This window comes from Fibrobacter succinogenes subsp. succinogenes S85 (assembly GCF_000146505.1).
Taxonomy (GTDB): domain Bacteria; phylum Fibrobacterota; class Fibrobacteria; order Fibrobacterales; family Fibrobacteraceae; genus Fibrobacter; species Fibrobacter succinogenes.
Genome location: NC_017448.1, coordinates 46906 through 66531, shown reverse-complemented (window position 1 = coordinate 66531; position 19626 = coordinate 46906). Strand labels below are relative to the sequence as shown.

Below are 19626 nucleotides of genomic sequence, written 5' to 3'. Positions count from 1 at the left end.
CAAATAAAAAGGCTTGATTAAGCCTTGTTCTTTTCGATGAAAGCGGCGATGGTATCGATGCTCTGGAAGTTTTCCTTAGCAACGCCAGTCATAGAAACGCCGAAGTTGTCATCGACGAAGGAGATGATTTCAAGGGAGTCCACGGAGTCAAGACCGATTTCTTCGCCGAAAAGCGGAGTATCGTAATTCAGGACATCGCCGTCTACGCCGAGATCGGACATAAAGAATGCCTTGAGTTTGCTCTTGATTTCTTCGTTTGCCATATTTTTGTATCCTCTTTTGATAAAATTTTAGTGCAAAGATAGAAAAATATTCTTTCGTAAATTGCCGTTTTCATAAAAAACGTACAAAATGCAGTTTTCGAGGATAAATGGTAAACGCTTATCACACCTATATTAGTTAGTGTGTTTAGGGCAAAATGCGTATTGTAAACTTTTTTTAAAAAGTATGTTTTCTGTAATATATAAATACCATTTACAGTAATATTATTTACTAAATTTGAGCCATGATTTCATACGTATTTCCCGGTCAGGGTTCTCAGTTCCCAGGAATGGGCAAAGATTTATTCGAATCGAACGCCGACGTAAAGTCGATGTTCCTCAAGGCAAACGAAATTCTCGGCTTCAACATCACTGACGTGATGTTCAATGGCACCGCAGAAGACCTCAAGCAGACGAAAGTCACGCAGCCGGCAGTGTTCCTGCTCTCCGTTGCTATGGCTAAGGTTCAGGGTGGTAAGCCGGATATGGCCGCTGGTCATTCGCTCGGCGAATTCTCCGCACTCACGGCTACGGGCGCCATCACTTTTGAAGCTGGTCTCAAGCTCGTTGCAAAGCGTGCCGAAGCCATGCAGAAGGCATGCGAGCTCCGCCCGGGTACGATGGCAGCAGTTCTCGGCGGTTCTGACGAACTCGTCGAAGAAGCTTGCGCACAGGTCAAGGACGCAGCAGTTGTTCCGGCAAACTTCAACAGCCCGGGACAGGTCGTGATTTCTGGCGAAAAGGCCGGTATCGATCAAGTCGCTGCATATCTCACCGGTAAGGTGAAGCGTGTCGTTCCGCTGCAGGTCGGTGGTGCATTCCACTCCCCGCTCATGGAAAGCGCTCGTGCAGAACTCGCCAAGGCTATCGAAGAAACTGAATTTTCGACTCCGGTCTGCCCGGTCTACCAAAACGTAGACGCCAAGCCGCATACAGACCCGAACGAAATTAAGGCAAACCTTCTCACTCAGCTCACCTCCCCCGTCCGTTGGACACAGACGGTCAAGAACATGATTGCAGACGGTGCCACGGAATTTAAGGAACTTGGCCCCGGCGAAGTCCTTACCAACCTTATCAAGCGCATTCAGAAGTAAGCGCAAACACACAGGAATACTATGTGGGATAAATCGTATTTAGAAAAGTTGAGCGAACGCAACGCCAAGGCACAGGCCGGTGGTGGCGCCGCTCGTGTAGAAAAGCAGCATTCCCAGGGCAAGCTCACCGCTCGAGAACGCCTTGAAATCCTTTTTGACAAGGGAACGTTCAAGGAAATCGGTGCTATGCGCCTATCCCAGAGCATCGAGCTCCCGGAATCCAAGCGCATTTACGGTGACGGTGTCGTGACGGGTTACGGCAAGATCAATGGCCGCCCGGTTTACGCTTGCTCCCAGGACTTCACGGTGAGCGGCGGTTCTCTCGGTTCCGCACACGCCAAAAAGATTTGCCACGTGATGGACCTCGCCCTTGATTCCATGGTGCCGTTCATCAGCATCAACGATGGCGGTGGCGCACGTATCGAAGAAGGCGTTAGCTCCCTCGACGGTTACAGTGGCATTTTTGCCCGTAACACTTGGGCAAGCGGCGTGATTCCGCAGATTTCCGTGATTCTCGGACCGTGCGCAGGTGGTGCTTGCTACTCCCCGGCTATTACAGACTTTATCTTCATGACCGAAAAGACGAGCCAGATGTTCATCACGGGCCCGGCTGTCGTGAAGGCTGTGACTGCTGAAGTCGTGACCCCGGATCAGCTCGGTGGCGCAGGCGTTCATTCTTCCAAATCCGGTGTTGCACACTTCGTGTACAAGGACGACAAGGAATGCCTCGAAGGCGTGCGTAACTTGCTCAAGTACCTCCCGCAGAGCAACACAGACAAGTCTGTCGCTCAGGCCGGTACAATCGTGGACAAGTCCGCCGATATCGAAGAAATCATTCCGGACAACTTCAAGCGCGCTTACGATGTTCGCGACGTGCTCAACTGCTTTGCCGACAAGGATTCCTTCCTTGAAATCCAGCCGGAATTTGCAAAGAACGTTGTCATCGGCTTTATCCGCCTCGACGGTAACGTGATTGGCGTTGTCGCTAACCAGCCGAAGTACCTCGCCGGTTCTTTGGACGTGGACGCCAGCGATAAGGCAGCACGCTTTGTCCGCTTCTGCGATAGCTTCAACATTCCTATCCTTACGCTCGAAGACGTTCCGGGTTACATGCCGGGCACGAAGCAGGAACACAACGGCATTATCCGCCACGGTGCAAAGCTCCTCTTTGCATACGCCGAAGCAACAGTGCCGCGCGTGACGCTCATCCTCCGCAAGGCTTACGGTGGCGCATACATCGCCATGAACAGCAAGAACCTCGGTGCAGACTGCGTGTTCGCCCTCCCGATCGCTCAGATTGCTGTGATGGGTGCAGAAGGCGCTGTCGACATTCTCCGCAGAAAGGAAATCGCCGCTTCTGCAGAACCGGCCAAGCTCCGCGAACAGTACATCGCTCAGTACGAAGAAAAGTACTTGAACCCGTACATTGCCGCTGGCAACGGATTCATCGACGAAGTCATTGAACCGAAGAGCGTTCGTGACCGCCTTGTTTCTGCATTCGAAAACTTGAAGAACAAGAAGAAGGCTGTGCTTTGGAAGAAGCACGGAAATATTCCGCTGTAATTCAGACGAAAGAACGCCACTTCGTGGCTTTAGACGAAAGACGAGAGACGAGTTTTTAGTCTAAGTTTATCGCAAATAAAAATGTCCCGATTCCGTCGCGGAATCGGGATGTTTTTTTTATAGCAGGTTCATCGTTGACAAAACAGCCATTCTGTATTATTAAAGGAGATTCCCGCACGGAGGCGGGAATGACAATAAGGGTACGTTACGAAAGTGTTCTTTAAGCGAGGGTTTTCACGAGGGTTTCGTGCAAAAGTCCGTTCGTGAAGATGACCTGTTCGGCATCGACAAATTGCATAGGAGACCCGTCAATGTGTGTAGACTTGCCACCCGCTTCTTCGACGAGGAGCGCAATCGCAGCAATGTCCCACGGATAGCTCATGGTCATCACAAAGCAATCAATGCGACCGCAGGCCGTGAAGCAGCCTTCAATCACCGCAGAGCCCAAGCACTTTACGCGTTCAAACGTTTCAGCTTCGCGAGCAAAATTGTGCGAATTCTGCGCATTAATTTTTGCGGCATCGCCCACGTTGAAATCGCCATTCGAAACAATCGCATGTGTCGGATTCGATTCGCGGCTCACGTGAATTTGTTTGCCATTCATGAACGCACCCATGCCTTTTGCTGCGGTGTAGAGTTCACCGAGTTTGGGTAAATTAACAACCGCCACTAGCGGTTTGCCTTCAAAATGGAGCGCAATAGAAATGCCCCACAGCGGAATGCCTCGGCTAAAATTCACCGTTCCATCGACCGGGTCGATAATCCAGCGATAGCGCGGATCCGAGCCTTCAATGACGCCCGCTTCTTCGGTGCGAATGGAGTGCGTCGGGAAAGCAGCACGAAGCCCTTCAACAATGAGTTTTTCGCTGGAGACATCAGCGATAGTCACAACGTCTTTGACAGTCTTGTAGCGGACATCGCCAAGGTTGTTCTGGAGTTCAAGGCAAAGGTCGCCTGCTTTAAGAGCAAGTTCCTTTGCGACAGAAAGAAATTCGTTAAGGTCTGACATAATAGATTATAGTTGGCAGAACTTAGACCGCTTCGCTCTTAGAACTTAGAGATAAAGCAATGTTCTAAGTTCTAAGTTCTAAGTTCTAATTACTTATTTCTTGTACGCGCAGCAGCGGAAGCCAATAGCAGTTGACTTGTAGAACGATGATGCATGACGATAAGAAATCATTTCACCTGTGAGGAATACAGGTTCCTTGCTAGTGGGCTTATACTTAAGTCCGTTAGCAATAGAATCAAGCCATGCGTTGCCCCCCTTCTTGTATTCAGAATAAAGCGAATAATCCTTGCCTATCACCTTGCCATTAGCATCAACGACGTCATAGAACTGAAGCGTATCCTTGAAATCGTTTTTCGTCAATATTTTGTGCAAAATTCTAGTCGTATCAGCAGCGTAAACCGTATCCACTTGAGTTCCTTCGCGGTAGAGGTAAACAGTATCCTGCGTGTACCCCGGACGCGTATAGAACGGGAATGCGCGGTTCGTGCAATAGGCAATAGATTCGCGGTCAATTCCCTGGAACACCTTATAGCTGGAGCCTTTCAAAATAGCGATGGTATCATCGGAACGCCCCCTCACCCATTCCTGATACTGGCCAGGCAAATCATGAACACCCATCGGGTTCATGCAGTGCGGATCGCGTTTTGCAATATTAGCGGCACTTGCAGAATCGTTTGTACTCACATTGCATACAGAGAACAAGTAGTCCGAAGCCTGTGAATCTTCCTCTTCGATAACACCATAAGACAAAGACCCTCCCGACAGGCATACGAGCTCCCAATCGCGTTCACGACAAAGCGACACTTCAAAACCGCTCGCAGAGACAGCCTCGCAAGCAGCCATAGCTTCAGAATGCAGAACGTTTGTCATGAAATTGCCTTTTGCATCACGATGCTCAAACCGTTCCATGCAGAACGAAGTCGTATCAGACGTGGAAACAGCGACATAGCCTTCTGGACACTGGAGTTCCGACGCGAGAGTCCCCGGTGAAACTAAAATTGAATCCTGCAAAACCTTTGATTTATAGCCCGAACTGTCAACAGAAAGGATGCGCAAAATCAGCGTATCACCAGGAGCAACCCTGCGAATGGTATAGCCCACAAAACTAGCCGTATCTAAGGCATCGACACTGAAGCTACCATCTTTACCCTTAATATAGCGGGTTCCAGCAATATTCTCGTTATCTTGATACAGGTTCCAGGATTTGTCCAGCTTATTATAATACTCAACGGTATAACTAGTCACAGCCCTGTAACATTCATGAATGTTGCAGCCTCTCGGAATGACCAATTCGGAATCAACTTCAATTCCATGTTTGAACTGGAGCGGGTCTACACTACGGCTCCAGAAAATGCGGACTCTGTTGTTGCTATCAAGCTTTGCATAGCCCGGGAAAAGCGAATCCTCTTCTGTGAAAATTTTTCTAGACATCAGAGGAGCAATGGAATCCGTTGTCATGAATCCACGCCAGTCTTTGGGACTGACCTTGGTATCGCCCTGCGAGCCACTACGATTGCCGACGATATCCCAAGACGAGAATCCCACCTTGTACTCGTAATCTTCAGTATTGGAACGCGTACGGAGGCCTTCGATAAACATGCGGAAGTGGTTATTCGAAGGATTCTTGCTATCGTAAGCCCCACCATCCAGAACGACCAAGCGCAGATAGTTTTTATCCTTATCGCTAGACTTTATTTCTTGAATATAGACGGAGTCCGTATTACGGACTATCTGAGCGCTGCGCTTATAGTACTTGCCCCCCGTGTAGTCAAGGCCAGCCGGAGTTTGCAAAGAAACCTTCAAATCGCGAATATCCTCATCCGGACGATCAATCGCATAAATGACAATATTATAACCTAAGATTTTGCCGTTCCCGACCCCCTGCAAATTGGTCTGGTCTATTGGACGATCCCAAGAAAGCATCACACCTTTAGACCAAACAGAGTCTTCTGGCACAACGACAGAAGGAGGCTCATTATCCTTAAAGCGAAGCACTGCACGTTGCACGGCACCAGGGTCGCCACCATCAGTATATTCACTAAACATCGCAACCTGAAGAGAATCATAACCATCTTTGATATACGGCGCAACCATTTTAGACACATCAATTGTGTCGTAATAACGGCCCGACTTCTTGTACTCGTGGAAATAAGTTTCCTCATTTGTGGTATCGTGAGCAAGCCGAATCTGCTTATCGCTTACCGCCTTAGAAGTGTCGTTAACAATTGTCGTATCGAACCAAAGGCACAGACCCGCATAATCGTCAAGACGATACGGATAGCGGTACCTGATTTTAAAGCAAGGTTCGCTTGCCGTATCCGAATCGCATTCATAAAGAACGGATACTTCGGAAATTTCCCTATCAAACATGAATTCGGCCCCATCATCGTCATCGGAACAGGCAACGAGGAACACAGCCAAGACAGCCAAAAGATATAGTTTAAAAAAGCGTATAGAGTTCACATGAATAATTTAGCAAAAAAGTGGGCATAAGCCCACTTTAAAAACTCCAGACAGCTCCAATTCTACTGTTTTCGCCCAGTCAAATGATAGCGATATTCAACTCCGTTTTTCTTGAATCGCACAAACAAACTATGTTCGCGAACATCATAGAATAATCTCGGCATATGCGATTCAACCACACGAACAACCGACAAGTTATGAATGGAGCTAGTACTATCCGTAGCCACAGAATCCTTCTTGCTCGTATCTGGAGCAGGTTCCTGAGCCTTGAGCAATTCAAGCATTTTTTCAGCATAGCGTTCGCCCAAAGTCTGGTAGCCATCACGAGTGAAATGGAGCGTATAGTTCGGTTCCTTGATTGCAGGGCAACCCTGAGCCGAAATCACATAGCCGTTCGGGATCAAGTCAGCCGCCTCTTTCACGGCATCGTTTCGCCAACCCAAATCGCCCGTAGGCGCAAGTTCCCCAAGCAAAATCGGAGTCTTTTCCGGGTCTAGCTCCAGTTCTTCAATGAACTGGTCATAAACCTTCTTGACGCGTTCGGGCCAGTCCTTCATCTGGTAATCCGCTTCGCCCTGGTGGAAAAGGAATCCCTTAATCACACCTTTCTGCTTTGCAATTTTTCCCATTTCAACAATGCGCTTATGAACATCACCACCATATTCATTCAGATACTGAATCCACCAAGTATCGTTTTTGTTCTTGGCATTCTGCACATAAGCTGCATTACGGTCCTTATCGAATAGATCAATGCTCTGCCCGCCAATCGCCACATTAGCAACAGCCACCGTGATGCTATCCGGGAGTTCCTTAATCATTTTGCGACCAAAGAAATCGACAATGCCTACCTTGGAACCGCTATGACCCATGGGAGGTGCCGCCGGATAAAATTCACCAACTTTCTGGTTGGAATGATTCCCAGCACGTAACACCAAGAAACGCGGATTCGTTTGACGGTCCGTATCCGTAATGGTCGCCTGCCCCGACATATTGGACTGCCCATAAGCGAGGTAAATATGCAAGTTCGGGTCCTGAGCAAAAGACGCCACTCCCAAAACAGCAAGCGAAAACAAAAACTTTTTAACCATTTTTACTCCATAAATATCCAACCAATATTATTATAACCAAAAAGAAACCCCATTTCGAGGTTTCTCAAATTTATTTTATTGCCAAAACGACAAGACGTTAACGCACGTTTACACGAACCAGGCGGTGCGAACGTTTTGCACGAACAATATACATTCCAGCGTTGAATCCTGATGCACTAAGCGTTTTTTGTAAAGATTTGTGGCCAAGCGCATTCCATTCAGAGGGTGTTACTTTCGCAAAACCGAGATGTTTCCCGTTCAAATCAAACACATCAAAGTTTTCATTCACACCACTCAACTGTAGCGCAGCCACCCTAGAAACAATACCCGTTGGCCCAGGATCTGTCTGCGTGGAATCATCCGCAATCGCATACCATTTGGCTTTTTCAATGCTTGCAGTCGCATCCGTCGGGGGCGTCGTGAGGCTTGCGCCAAACTTTGCATTGGTGAGCATATCGGTATTGACCATGCCGTAGAATACACCTTTCGTAATTTCCTTGTCAAAATTGTTTTCGAGGTCGCCACGCAATTGTGCTGTTCCGCTCAACTTCTTGCCGCTGACAGCCCACATCACGCCGTAGACTTGAGCGTTGTCCGTCACGGTACTGTTCACGATGATCGAAAGTGCTCCGACTTTAGCCTTACCGCTAATCGTTCCGCTTACAAGCCAAGCATCGTCTTCAAGCACGGCGTCATCGCCAATTGAGCCTGCAGTCACAAGAGCACGCCCGCGCACCACGGCGTTACCGCTAATGGTTCCGCCATTCACGACGGCAAAATCTTCAATGCGGGCATTCCCCGAAACAGTACCGCCATTCACAACCGCATCAGGTCCCACATAAGCCGTAGCAGCAACCTTCGCCTTACTGCTGACCCAGCCACCGCCATTGCTATGTTGCGCATATCCCGAAGCAGTCGTTCCATTAAATCCAGCAGGCTTCCAGAAATCTTTCGTATAACCTTCAGGCTCGCCGTTCACAACTTCAATCATGTACGGATAGCGATAAATGCTGTAGTAGAACTGGTCCCAAAGAATCGTCTGCATTTCCGTCGGAGTCGCCGTCACCGCAAGCCACAAAGCCTTATCATTCGCCTTCGTTTCGATTTCAAGATTGAAACCTGAGCCATGCTTCATTTCGCTGTAACGTGGCGTGCCATCTGCACCTTCCGCAACCAAGCCAACCGTCCAACCCGATGCAGGATCAGGCAATTTGTCCGGTGCGTAATTGCACCATTTATAAGTTTTGCCCTTGTAATAGTCTGTGTTATCGCCAAAGCAAGTGTAACCATTAACCGTCGGCTTTTCCTGCACAATTCCACGGAACTTGACCGTCACCTTCCCTGCCGAATCCGGATAAATTCGCACCAAGTTATAGCCCCAGCGCTGCGGAGCCCAGTAGATCGGCGAAATGTAACGGTCCGCGCATTTCTCGGCCGCGACATTCCCATCCGAATTCTCGGAACTTTCGCATTTCATCTTGTTCAGCATGGTCACGCGAGAATGTCTGCGATACAAGTCTCCCCAGCCATCGTGCGTTCGACGAGTCGCAAATTCGTAATCGCCCCAGGACTTTTTGTACAAAGTTTTCTTGGCAGGAGCGTACTCCACCGTTGCATTCTTCATCGCGAACTTGCCGAACTGATCATTCAGCTGTTCCAACGTCCAGCCGTAAACCATCATCATCGCACTAAACGGAGTCTGCTCCATACGACCGTCTTCGCCATCACGAATCGATTCCATCCAGATGCGATTGACCTCGTGCGCGCCTTTATTGCCGCCACCAAATTCTTCTTTCAAATGTTCCAGGAACTGCCAATTGCAATAGCGGTCTCGCGTGGAGCCATAATACAAGTACGGAAAGTTAATCAGATATTCCGAGCAATGAGCATCATTCGGATTGTACTGATGCGCCATCCAGTTCGCATGCGATTCCGCCATCCAACCCGAATGACTGTTGTTCCCGAGCCAACCGGCCACGCCTTGCAAACCATGCGCGAACTCGTGCGAAGTCCCCCAATAATCCTTGAGCGAAGCGACTCCAATCCACATGCCAGGCCCATACTCGCCATTCAAAGCCTTCACATAATCCTGACCACCGTACAAGGACGGCAATGTTTCAAACACATAAATATTGCTTTTGAGCTTTTTATCCGAACTTTTCGGGAACGGCAACATCCAGCCGAGCGAATCGATGTAGAACGAATACACCTTTTCTAGCGACTGGAGCACACCCTCGGCATCAGAAGTCGAGATTGAAACATTATTCGCCGCACCATCGTCGGTCTTTGGCTTTTTGCAAACTTCAAAATGTTCCGAAGAACGGATTAGCGTAAAGCCGTTATCTTCACACTGCGGGACCCACGTCACGTCGGCAAACGACGCCACCGCCATAGCACAGACTATCTGCGTAAATTTCATACCACCACCCATAAACAACCCTAGAACATTCTAGGTATTACTAATATATATTCTCGCCCCCTCAAGCGCAAGAATCAACTAGCAAATTGTTGTCTAGGGACAACCCGTATGAGATTACTTTCTTCCGAGATTTTTAAAATCAGGCGAAATGAACACGCAATTGGTGTCTTTTGGCGCAGAGCGATAAAGCACTAGATCCAAGGTGAAAATTCCCTTGGTGGCCGCACTCACCGACCAGCGGGTACCGGCAGGGCAATCCTTGACATTCTTGTTCAAAGTCGCCGTAAACTTACCGCCCGTAATGCGATACGTAAAGTAGTCAGACACTAAAGAATCCGGCATCTGGAGGGATTTCGGCCCGCCCACCTTATTCGTCTTTGCAAAGAACGACTTTTGTGCCTGGATATAGTACAAAGTCTGTCCGTTCAAATCATCGGTCACAGCCTGCGAGCCACCGAAAACGCTCGGAGCCGAGCAACCGCGCACGCCAAAGACGAGAACCAGCACAAATACGAGCGAGCAACCGATAAAAATCCAGTACTTCGGCTGAACTTTTTTCGCAGCAGCGGCAATTTTTCCGCAAAGTTCCTTAAGTTTATCAGAAACGCTAGGCCCCTCTGACGGAGTTCCCGAGAGTTTCATATCCTGCAAAACAATCCCGTCTTGCCACTTGAGGAGCTTCATCGCCACAAGTACATGGCAGAACTGCTTCGGGAACGCAATTCCAAAAGCAGCCACGATAAAGAGAATCAAGCAAATAATGAACAAGGCAAGCGAGACTTTCTCTGCAATCGGGAAAAGCTCATTCGCCTGACGGAGAACATCCAAGAGCTTTTTGTCATCCGAGAAATTCTCGGCAGCAAAGCGCCCCGTGAACGAATTGGAATAACGGTTGAGCCCCATCTGCACGCCGTCTTTTGCCATAACGCAGACTTTCGCAAGCACACGTTCGGCAGCAAAGAAGAACATTCCAAGGATTGCAATCAGTGATGCAACCAAACGCGCAGTACGTACAGGGGTCAAGCTTTTCATTTTTTCTCCTAGTCTTTAGTCATTAGTCAATGGTCATTAGTCATAATAATCGCGGCATAGCCGCCAAACTTTAATCTAATAACTACCAACTAATAACTAGTAACTGCGGCTCCGCCGCTTACTTTTTCTCCACCAGTTCCTTTGCCATCTTCTTTGCGGTCACAAAGTCAGCCTTGCCAGAACCAAGCTTCGGCATCACATCCACGTTAAACGCAGCGGACGGGAGCATGAGAGGCGGCATGCCGCTTGCACGCAATTCCGAGAGCACATCCTTCGGATCCTTTTCGCCCTGGTACAAAAGAACAATCTTTTCACCCTTCGTGGCATCCGGGATTGCCGTAACAACGTAATCGCAACCCTGCAACACAGGCGTATCCTGAATTTTCTTTTCGACAGCGCCAAGGCTAATCATTTCACCGCCAAGCTTAGCAAAGCGGCTGTAGCGGTCCACAATCGTAAGGAAGCCGTCTTCATCAAGATAGCCCTTGTCGCCCGTGCGGTAATAGCGTATGCCATCCTTCTGGACAATCACGCTCTTCGTGCGGTCTTCATCCTTGAGGTAGCCCTTCATCACCTGGCAACCGCCAATGAGAATCATGCCCGCTTCACCAGTCGGGAGCGGTTCGTTTGTTTCAGGATCGACAATCAAGAACTGCGTACCCGGGAGCGCTGGGCCAACCGTACCCGGCTTGTTATTCACCTGCAAAGTGGTATAGTCATCGAACAACGTATTTTCGGTATTGACCGAGGCCACCGGAGCCGTTTCGGTACAGCCATAACCTTCGTAAATTTCCTTACCGAACTTGAGGCGGAATGCCGTTGCAAGTTCCGGACGGAGCGCTTCAGCACCAGCGATAATGATACGCACAGACTTGAACATCAACGGATGTACATAGCGGCTCACAGTAAAGGCGCGAAGGAACGTCGGAGTTGCCACAAGGAACGTGACCTGGAATTCCGCACAAACGCGAGACATCGTCTTCACGTCGGTCGGGTCAGCCACAGCCACAATCGGGCAGCCTTCCGTAAGGTTCAAGAGCGTCGTCACCGTAAGGCCAAAGCTATGGAACAGCGGGAGTTCCGAGAGCATCACATCGCCACGGCTCACGTTCAAAATACAAGCGAGCTGCTGAATATTCCCCATCAAGTTGCGCTGCGTAAGTTCCACACCCTTCGGCGTACCTTCAGAGCCAGAGCTAAACACAATCACAGCATTGTCGTCCATGTTGCGATGTTTCACAAACACAAGGCGAATCAGCCAGCTCGGCATGAGGATGCAAAGCACAAGGAAAGCAGCAATCTTTGCCTTCGGGATTTCCTTCATGATATCTTCGGCATAGAGCAAGCGCACCTTGTCCGATGCAATCTGCGAGTAATCGTTACCACGGCCTTTCAGCTTTTGCACAAACTGGCGGCTCGTAATCACGGTCGAGCATTCAGCGCGATTGCAGCAGAACTTCACGTTTTCGACAGAAGACGTGTAGTTCAAGTTCACGTTCGTCTTGCCAATCACCCAAAGCGCAAGGTTCACAATCACGCCAGCAGGGCTCGGCGGGAGCATAATACCCACGTTCTGTTCGTTCTTGCCAAGCGTCTTCTTGAGGTAACCGCGGAAAGCCATCACTGCGCCCATCAGCTTGTAACCCGAGAAGTGAGCGCCATCCGGGCTATAAATAGCAGGACCGTTCTTCACATACTTCTTGTAAGTGCGAATCCAGCTATCGGCAATCGGATGCACAAACGAAACAGCGTAGTTCCAAGCGTCAATAGAAATGCGACGGATAATAGCACGGATTTCGTTAGGCGGCGTATTGGCCGGGAGTGCTTCTCCAAAGGCGACCGTCACAGAACGTTCAGCCGAAGCACCGAACATGTTCGAAGAGCTATAGCTATAGTTAGAGCCCCACAAGCCCTGGATGTAGAACGGAATCACCTGGGCCTTCGTGCCATCGACAGCGGAGGAATAATCAATCGTAAACGGTTCCACGTGCGGAGACTTGGAAACTTCGCCCGACGGGAAAATCACGACAGCCTTACCTGCGAGGAGGGCTGCATGAATCTTATCCATCGCAACCTTGGGATTGCGGTTATCAATACGGATCATGCCCAAGCGCTTGAGCACGGCGCGCAAGTACCACTTGTCAAAATGGTCCTTGTTACTTGCAATACAAAGCGGACGCGGAGAAGCCATCTGCACCATAGCCCAGTCAATAAAGCTGTGGTGGTTACCGACCAAGAGAATCGGACCTTCGTTCGGGATGTTCTGCACGTTCAACACGCGGATTCTATAGCGGCTGAACACAAAACGTAAAAGCGTACGGAGCATAGCCTGCGGCAAGTTCGAAATTGACCAGACGAATACACCCACAGAAATCACGGCAAGGCCAATGAAGTAGTTCTGCGGACGGACATCGGTGTTGCGGACCATCATCGTGAACACGAACAGGAACGCCACAAGCACCACAGCCTGGATCAAGTTTGCAAGAGCAATCACGGAACCGGAGTTATTCGGACGCGTGTTATACTGCAAAAGCGCATTCACCGGCACCAAAATGAGACCGCCAAAGAAACCGGTCAAGGAGTAAAGAAGCACAAGTGCAACCGGATGTACAAGGAACGGCACGAGGAACATGCAAATCGAGGCGCCAAACATGCCGAGCGGCACAAAGCCGGATTCAATAAAGTCCTTGGAGAAGTGCGCAGCCACAATCGTACCAACCATGAGACCCACAATCGCAAACGACATGTAGTCCTGCATCATGTTCACGGTCGAAGAACCGGACACGTCCTGGTAAATCAACACGAACACCTGAGCCAAAGCCCAGAACATCGAAAGGGCGATGATAGACGCACGGAGCGTAGGCACGCGGAAACCGAGACTCAAGTGGCGCTTGACCTTGTCAACGCTCACGTTCAAGTCTTCGAACTTCACGCGTGGAATCATGAAGTTTGCAACCGTACCCAGCACGCTCACTGCCGTCAAAATCCACGGAATCACGACGGACTTTTCCGTAATGCGACGCACTGCTTCGTAAGAAACGAGCTGGTCCAAGTTGATCAGGTTCACGCCGACAATCGCAAGCCAGGACGCCGCGATAATACCGCTGATACTGAATATCTGGAGGAATGCGTTAGCGTAGCTCAAATTGCGCACGCCAAACATTTCTTTAAGAATTGCGTACTTAGCCGCACTGTGGATGGCAAAACCGCAGCTAAGCCCAATCGAGAGCCAGAATGCGATTCGCGGGAAATCGACCGTCACCAAGACCGACTGCGCTATCACAAATAGCGTCATCATGAGTGACGACCACGCCATCACCTTGTTCTTCGAGAACTTATTGGTGAAGAACCCCGCAAAGAACACCATCAACACGTATGGCGCGAGGAAGAAGATTTGGAGCATGAAGTTCTGCCAGATGATACCGTCTTTGGCAAAGAACGATCCCGACAGAATTTTCTGGGCGTAAATAAACACACCCGCCTGAACAAAAGCTGTTGCAAGGATAGATAAGAAGAATCTTATAGAACCTTTAACTTTCCACATTTACAAAACCCTTTTTTTGCAAAATGTCCTTTTGTCCAAAGATAGAAAAATCACTTCATGAGCGCCTCAATCTCCCCTACTGTGCGCGGAATATGCTCCGAAATATTTTCAAAACCGCTTTTTGTAATAATTAAATCATCTTCGATGCGGATGCCGATACTTTCGCGGTAGCGCTTGCCATCAATTGTCGCCGTAAAATCGCCATACAGCCCCGGCTCGCAAGAGATGAGCATCCCCGGCTTAAGCACCACATCCAAGGAACGTGAACCCGGGTCGCCTTCGTGGATATGTTCCCCGATAAAGTGGCTCACCCCATGCGGCCTCTTGTCGTACAAGAGCTTGAAACTCCCCTTCGCCCCCTTTAAAGGCGGCGGTCGAGTTCCATCATGATGAATTCCCAGCAAATCATGCCGATTTCCTTGAGAGCAACACCCGGACGCACCACGCGCTGGTACACCTTTGCAGATTCGAGCACAATTTCGTACAACATTTTTTGAAGCGGGTCAAACCTGCCATTTACAGGGATGGTGCGCGAGATATCGCTGTGGAGCGTCCCGAACCGCACACCAAAGTCAAAGAGCACAAGTTCACCATCGCGCAATTGCTCGTCGTTCTTCACGTAATGCAGACAGCAAGCATTCTTGCCCCCCGCAATAATTGTCGGGAACGCGAGGTCGCCATCGCCACGGCGCTGCATTTCGTAATTGAGGAACAGCGCCACATCGCGCTCGGTCTTCATATTCTTCATCTCGGTCAAAAGCGCACGGAACGCCTCGTCCGTAATCTTTTGCGCCACGCGGGCATCATCAATGCGCTCCGGTTCTAGCACTAGGCGGTCTTCAAAGTGCTTGTCGGCACAGCTCTTAACGCTCAACTTATAAGGGCGGAGCACCTTCTTCAAATCATTCTTAAGTTTTTCATTATGGTCGCCCTTGAACTTCTCGTAATAGAAAGCATAAGCGTGGTCCACCGCATTCTTGCCGTTCGCATATTTCTTCGCAAGCGACTCGACAAAATCCCAAAGTTCGTCAATCGGCCGAACTTCCTCGACGCCCGTCAAGCGAGCAACAACATTTTCGCCATCCACAAAACCAAGGCGCTTGCCGTTCCAGAATTCCTTAAACGGGTCCTTGCGCGGCACAAAGAGCGTCGAACGCATAGCACGCGGGTCCAACACCAGATAGCAACCCGCCTGGTTCACGCCCATCAAGTACAAAAACGCAGGGTCCTGCACAAAGCGTGTCCAAGTTTGTACAAAGGCTTCCTCGCCCCCCGGTTCAATGGGCATCCCGGCAAAAACGCAAAAAGAGTCTAGCTTTTCCATCAAAGACTTGCGTCTTTTCGCATAAATTTTCTTGGAATCGTAATTTTTGGACGATAAAAAGACCTGAGAATAGGCCTGAACGTCATTTTTACGTGCTTGCATAGTCAATTTTTACCTTTTTTAACATTTTTTCTGCCACAACTATATATATTTTAGCCATCAAAGACTAGAATGGAGCTTAATAATGTCTCTTAAAAAATGGAAATTAGTTCTCGCCTCTGTTTCTGTAGCACTTTTCACAGCTTGCGCAGGTTCTTCTAACTCTGGCAGCAGCGACACTGGCTATACGGGAAGCAACGAATCCACTTCTGAATCCTCTTCTTACACGGGTTACAGCGAAAACCAGGCCGAAGCCGCTAAGCCGGCTGCTCCTGCAAAGAAGGAACCGCCCAAGGAAGTCATCAACGAAAAGACTCTGAAGAAGACTCAGGACGAAGCAGTCGCCGCTAACGAAGACAACCACAAGCTCCGCAAGGAAATCTTCGAAGCAAGGACCAAGCTTGGTCTCCCGATTCAGCAACCTTCTACAGATGAAGAGTAGTATAAGGCATTACTCACTGTCTGACAACCTGAAACGAGTTATTTCAGGCGAACGTGAAACGGTTTTCCGATTACTGGAGAGCCGTTTTTGCGTTGAAATACGCACCCGACTTCCAGGGCTGGACCTCATCCCCCAGGAAGGTGCCGACTTGTCAGGCTTGCTGGCCGTGCTTGACCAGCTCAAAATCGCCGCACGCAACGGCGAGATTTTAGACGCCACCCAGCTTGAACGCATGCTCGGCCCCAAGGAAGCATCTGAAGCGAGCTACACCGAACTCATTCCCGACAGTCCCGTCTTTAGGAACAGGTTCGGCATCAGCGTTTCTGCAAAGACCCCTGCTCAGGCGGAACTGGTCAAGGCAGTCGAGAAAAACGACATTATTTTCGCCAAAGGACCTGCAGGCACAGGCAAGACTTTCCTTGCCGTAACGCTTGCCGTCGCAAGCCTAGAACGCGGCGAAGCCGAACGCATCTGCCTTGTGCGCCCCGCTGTCGAAGCCGGCGAATCGCTTGGCTACTTGCCCGGCGACCTTAAAGAAAAGATTGCCCCATACCTCCGTCCGATCCACGACAGCCTCTCCGAGCTTTTGCCCGCCGAGAAGCTCAAGCGTTACGAAGAAACGGGCGCCATAGAAGTGGCACCCCTCGCCTACATGCGAGGCCGCACGCTCAAACGCGCCTTCATCATCCTGGACGAAGCTCAAAACACAACTATCGCCCAGATGAAAATGTTCCTCACCCGACTCGGCCCCCACAGCAAGGCGATTATCACCGGCGACACAAGTCAGATTGACCTCGCCAAAGGCCAAACTTCCGGTCTTGAACACGCGATGAAAATACTCCAGGGGATTCGGGGAATTGCCGAAGTCGAATTTAGCGCTACTGACGTTCTTCGTCATCATCTAGTCAAAGACATTTTGCTAGCTTACGAACAGAACGAGCAAAAAAAATAGAAGAGCTTTAAATGAACAAGAAAGAGAAAAAGATTCATTTATTTATTGGCTGGGTTATCTTAATCCTCATCGCCATACTCTTATTCCCGGACAAGAATATCGCCCTCCGCGCCGAGCGCCCGCACTTGGGACAGCTCAGTACCAGGACGATTGTCGCCCCGTTCAAGTTTGAAGTCCCGAAGACCGAGCAGGAAATCCAGAACGAAAAAGCTCGCGCCGCCGATAAGATCAATGCCATCTTTGAGTTCAACGCCGATGAAACCACGCGCCAGCTGCGTGAACTAGAACAGTACCTCAAAAAGCTCGAACAGTACGGCAAGATGCAAGCAGTCATCAGCAGCAGCAAAGATGACGGAAGCGCCTCCATGCAAGAAAAAATCAAGGAAGCGTCGAGCATCTACGACCAGTTGAAGCAAAGGCTTTCCATTACCGCCATCAAGCCGCTCAGCACGAATTCCATCGCCCGTGATTCCTTGATGTCCGTGTTCTACCAGATGATGCAGAAAGGTGTTTCGAACACCCTCCTTGCCAAGACCGAAACCGAAGTCAACCTGTTTTGCAACAGCTACAACATCAAGCAAATCAAGAACATCATCTACAACAAGCCGAACATTTCGCTCATCAAGGACAACGAAGAAAGCACGCTTGAAATCAGCGAAGTTCAGCCGATGCAACGCCGCATCGAAGAAGCTTTTGGCCAACTGCAAAATTCGTTCTCCGCCGAGCAGGGTTTGCAGAGCGCCTTCTATGAAGCACTCTACGTTTTTACAAGCCCGAACGTATTCTACCTCGAAAAAGAAACTGAAGCACGCAAGCTTGACGCCAGCAACAAGGTCACGCTTATCAAGGGCATGGTCCCGCGAGGCATGGAAATCGTAGCGCAGGGCGCGCCAATCACCAAGGAAATCCTTGAAAAAATTGACGCACTCCAGCAAGCACAGCAGAATGAAGAAAACTCAAAGATGCTCACCGCCCCGTACGGTAACGTGCTCGTCTTTGTCATCATCATTACGCTCCTCATCATGTTCTGCCTCTACACACCTACGCGTACGATGTTCAAGACGCCGCGCCAGCTGTGGAGCCTCATATTCCTGACCGTATTGCAGCTCCTAGCTTTCTGGATTATCCATAACCTTTCAGGAACACTCAGCAGACCCGAAAGCATTCTCCCCGATGCAATTGACTTCATGTGGCTGTACCCGATTACGTTTACGCCCGTGATTGCAGTCGTGCTTTACGATGCCCGCATGGGACTTGCATTTGCGACATTCTCTGCCGGATTCTACGGCATTTTGAACGGCTACGACCTTGCCGCAACACTCACAAGCTTGGTCGTAAACATCGCCGTAATCGCACCGCTCTTCCGCATGCGTTACCGTGTGCAGTTCGCCTGGAGCATGATTGCAGGCGTCGTTGCTGCAGCCGCATCTGTGAGCATCATGCTCCTCCTCCGCAACCGCTTCAACTTCGCAACGTTCTACCAAACGCTGATTGCGGCAAGTGCAAACATCATCATCTTTACCGCAGTCGCATCCGTGCTTTTGATTCACGTTGTCGAGAAGGTCTTCAGCATCACGACCGTGCTTACGCTCATGGAAATGTCGGACTTCAACCGCCCGGCCCTCAAGCGGATTTCTGAACTTGCACCGGGTACGTTCCACCACAGCATCCAGGTTTCGAACCTCGCCGAAAGCGTTGCCGAAAGCATTGGCGCAAATTCGCTTCTTGTCCGCGTGATGGCGCTCTACCATGACCTCGGCAAGACGATGCGCCCTGAATACTTCACCGAGAACCAGAAGCAGGGCGTAAACCCGCACAACAACCTTGATCCGTACCAGTCCGTCAAGATTTTGACCGGCCACGTTTCGCAGGGAATGTTGCTTGCCAAGGAATACAAGATTCCTGAACTCGTTGCCACCGGCATCCAGGAACACCACGGCACAACGCTTATCCAGTTCTTCCACCATAAGGCGACAGAACTCGCCAAGGAAACCGGCAAAGAAGTCAAGGAAGAAGATTTCCGCTACAAGGGTCCGCGTCCGCAAAGCATGGAAACCGCTATTCTCATGCTCGCTGACGTTATCGAAGCGACTAGTCGCTCCATGGCAGATACCTCATCCGAAGCGCTTATATCCATGATCCACAAGACGATTCTTGACAAGTTCATGGATGGGCAGTTCAACGAGAGCAATTTGTCTGTAAAGGAACTTTCCAAGCTTGAAGAAGCGTTCCTCCACAGTCTTGACGGCACGTACCACACGCGCGTCAAATACCCTGGACAGAGATAGACGAGAGAACGGCTCTAAGAGCCTACAGACGAGAGATGTCATGCCCGCC

Annotated in this window: 14 protein-coding genes; 5 read left to right on the top strand and 9 right to left on the bottom strand. The window is 49.8% G+C overall.

Features of this window, described 5'->3' with window-relative positions:
* Nucleotides 1-17 precede the first annotated feature (17 nt).
* On the bottom strand, nt 18-263 hold the full coding sequence (locus FSU_RS00295) for an acyl carrier protein (RefSeq protein ID WP_014544921.1): 246 nt from the start codon (nt 261-263) through the stop codon (nt 18-20).
* A 242-nt stretch (nt 264-505) separates the two neighbouring features.
* Here FSU_RS00295 and fabD point away from each other — a divergent pair, with 242 nt between their 5' ends.
* Both fabD and FSU_RS00285 read left to right on the top strand, forming a co-directional pair.
* Nucleotides 506-1354: an ACP S-malonyltransferase gene (gene fabD / locus FSU_RS00290; protein WP_014544920.1), complete on the top strand. Its 849-nt coding sequence runs from the start codon at nt 506-508 to the stop codon at nt 1352-1354.
* Between the two features lie 21 nt (nt 1355-1375).
* A complete protein-coding gene (locus FSU_RS00285; RefSeq protein ID WP_014544919.1) occupies nt 1376-2917 on the top strand; it encodes an acyl-CoA carboxylase subunit beta in 1542 nt (513 codons plus the stop codon).
* A gap of 220 nt (nt 2918-3137) precedes the next feature.
* Here the strand turns inward: FSU_RS00285 and FSU_RS00280 are convergent, their stop codons facing one another.
* The 8 genes from FSU_RS00280 to FSU_RS00245 all read right to left on the bottom strand — a co-directional run bounded on the left by FSU_RS00280 (nt 3138) and on the right by FSU_RS00245 (nt 15898).
* Complete coding sequence (locus tag FSU_RS00280; RefSeq protein ID WP_014544918.1) at nt 3138-3926, bottom strand: inositol monophosphatase family protein; 789 nt, start codon at nt 3924-3926, stop codon at nt 3138-3140.
* A gap of 93 nt (nt 3927-4019) precedes the next feature.
* Entirely contained in the window at nt 4020-6356 is a 2337-nt protein-coding gene (locus FSU_RS00275; RefSeq protein ID WP_244263680.1) for a hypothetical protein, read from the bottom strand.
* Between the two features lie 95 nt (nt 6357-6451).
* Nucleotides 6452-7477, bottom strand: coding sequence for a sialate O-acetylesterase (locus FSU_RS00270; protein WP_014544916.1), 1026 nt, complete (start codon nt 7475-7477; stop codon nt 6452-6454).
* A 97-nt stretch (nt 7478-7574) separates the two neighbouring features.
* Nucleotides 7575-9896: a DUF6055 domain-containing protein gene (locus FSU_RS00265; protein ID WP_244263679.1), complete on the bottom strand. Its 2322-nt coding sequence runs from the start codon at nt 9894-9896 to the stop codon at nt 7575-7577.
* A 114-nt stretch (nt 9897-10010) separates the two neighbouring features.
* Nucleotides 10011-10928, bottom strand: coding sequence for a hypothetical protein (locus FSU_RS00260; RefSeq protein WP_014544914.1), 918 nt, complete (start codon nt 10926-10928; stop codon nt 10011-10013).
* 118 nt (nt 10929-11046) lie between these two features.
* Nucleotides 11047-14472: an MFS transporter gene (locus tag FSU_RS00255; protein WP_014544913.1), complete on the bottom strand. Its 3426-nt coding sequence runs from the start codon at nt 14470-14472 to the stop codon at nt 11047-11049.
* 50 nt (nt 14473-14522) lie between these two features.
* Nucleotides 14523-14807, bottom strand: coding sequence for a M24 family metallopeptidase (locus tag FSU_RS16615; RefSeq protein WP_276324409.1), 285 nt, complete (start codon nt 14805-14807; stop codon nt 14523-14525).
* Nucleotides 14808-14833: 26 nt separating this feature from the next.
* A complete protein-coding gene (locus tag FSU_RS00245) occupies nt 14834-15898 on the bottom strand; it encodes an aminopeptidase P N-terminal domain-containing protein (protein ID WP_041917809.1) in 1065 nt (354 codons plus the stop codon).
* 82 nt (nt 15899-15980) lie between these two features.
* On the opposite strand from FSU_RS00245, the gene FSU_RS00240 reads away from it, so the two are divergent.
* The 3 genes from FSU_RS00240 to FSU_RS00230 all read left to right on the top strand — a co-directional run bounded on the left by FSU_RS00240 (nt 15981) and on the right by FSU_RS00230 (nt 19577).
* Nucleotides 15981-16337: a hypothetical protein gene (locus FSU_RS00240; RefSeq protein WP_014544912.1), complete on the top strand. Its 357-nt coding sequence runs from the start codon at nt 15981-15983 to the stop codon at nt 16335-16337.
* 148 nt (nt 16338-16485) lie between these two features.
* Nucleotides 16486-17289, top strand: coding sequence for a PhoH family protein (locus tag FSU_RS00235; protein WP_208854520.1), 804 nt, complete (start codon nt 16486-16488; stop codon nt 17287-17289).
* Nucleotides 17290-17300: 11 nt separating this feature from the next.
* Complete coding sequence (locus FSU_RS00230; protein ID WP_015732414.1) at nt 17301-19577, top strand: HD family phosphohydrolase; 2277 nt, start codon at nt 17301-17303, stop codon at nt 19575-19577.
* Nucleotides 19578-19626 lie beyond the last annotated feature (49 nt).

Excerpts from the sequence above, each read along its gene's own strand:
- FSU_RS00295 (WP_014544921.1), bottom strand. The coding sequence starts at position 263 with ATGGCAAACGAAGAAATCAAGAGCAAACTCAAGGCATTCTTTATGTCC.
- fabD (WP_014544920.1), top strand. The coding sequence starts at position 506 with ATGATTTCATACGTATTTCCCGGTCAGGGTTCTCAGTTCCCAGGAATG.
- FSU_RS00285 (WP_014544919.1), top strand. The coding sequence starts at position 1,376 with ATGTGGGATAAATCGTATTTAGAAAAGTTGAGCGAACGCAACGCCAAG.
- FSU_RS00280 (WP_014544918.1), bottom strand. The coding sequence starts at position 3,926 with ATGTCAGACCTTAACGAATTTCTTTCTGTCGCAAAGGAACTTGCTCTT.
- FSU_RS00270 (WP_014544916.1), bottom strand. The coding sequence starts at position 7,477 with ATGGTTAAAAAGTTTTTGTTTTCGCTTGCTGTTTTGGGAGTGGCGTCT.
- FSU_RS00265 (WP_244263679.1), bottom strand. The coding sequence starts at position 9,896 with ATGAAATTTACGCAGATAGTCTGTGCTATGGCGGTGGCGTCGTTTGCC.
- FSU_RS00260 (WP_014544914.1), bottom strand. The coding sequence starts at position 10,928 with ATGAAAAGCTTGACCCCTGTACGTACTGCGCGTTTGGTTGCATCACTG.
- FSU_RS00255 (WP_014544913.1), bottom strand. The coding sequence starts at position 14,472 with ATGTGGAAAGTTAAAGGTTCTATAAGATTCTTCTTATCTATCCTTGCA.
- FSU_RS00245 (WP_041917809.1), bottom strand. The coding sequence starts at position 15,898 with ATGCAAGCACGTAAAAATGACGTTCAGGCCTATTCTCAGGTCTTTTTA.
- FSU_RS00240 (WP_014544912.1), top strand. The coding sequence starts at position 15,981 with ATGTCTCTTAAAAAATGGAAATTAGTTCTCGCCTCTGTTTCTGTAGCA.
- FSU_RS00230 (WP_015732414.1), top strand. The coding sequence starts at position 17,301 with ATGAACAAGAAAGAGAAAAAGATTCATTTATTTATTGGCTGGGTTATC.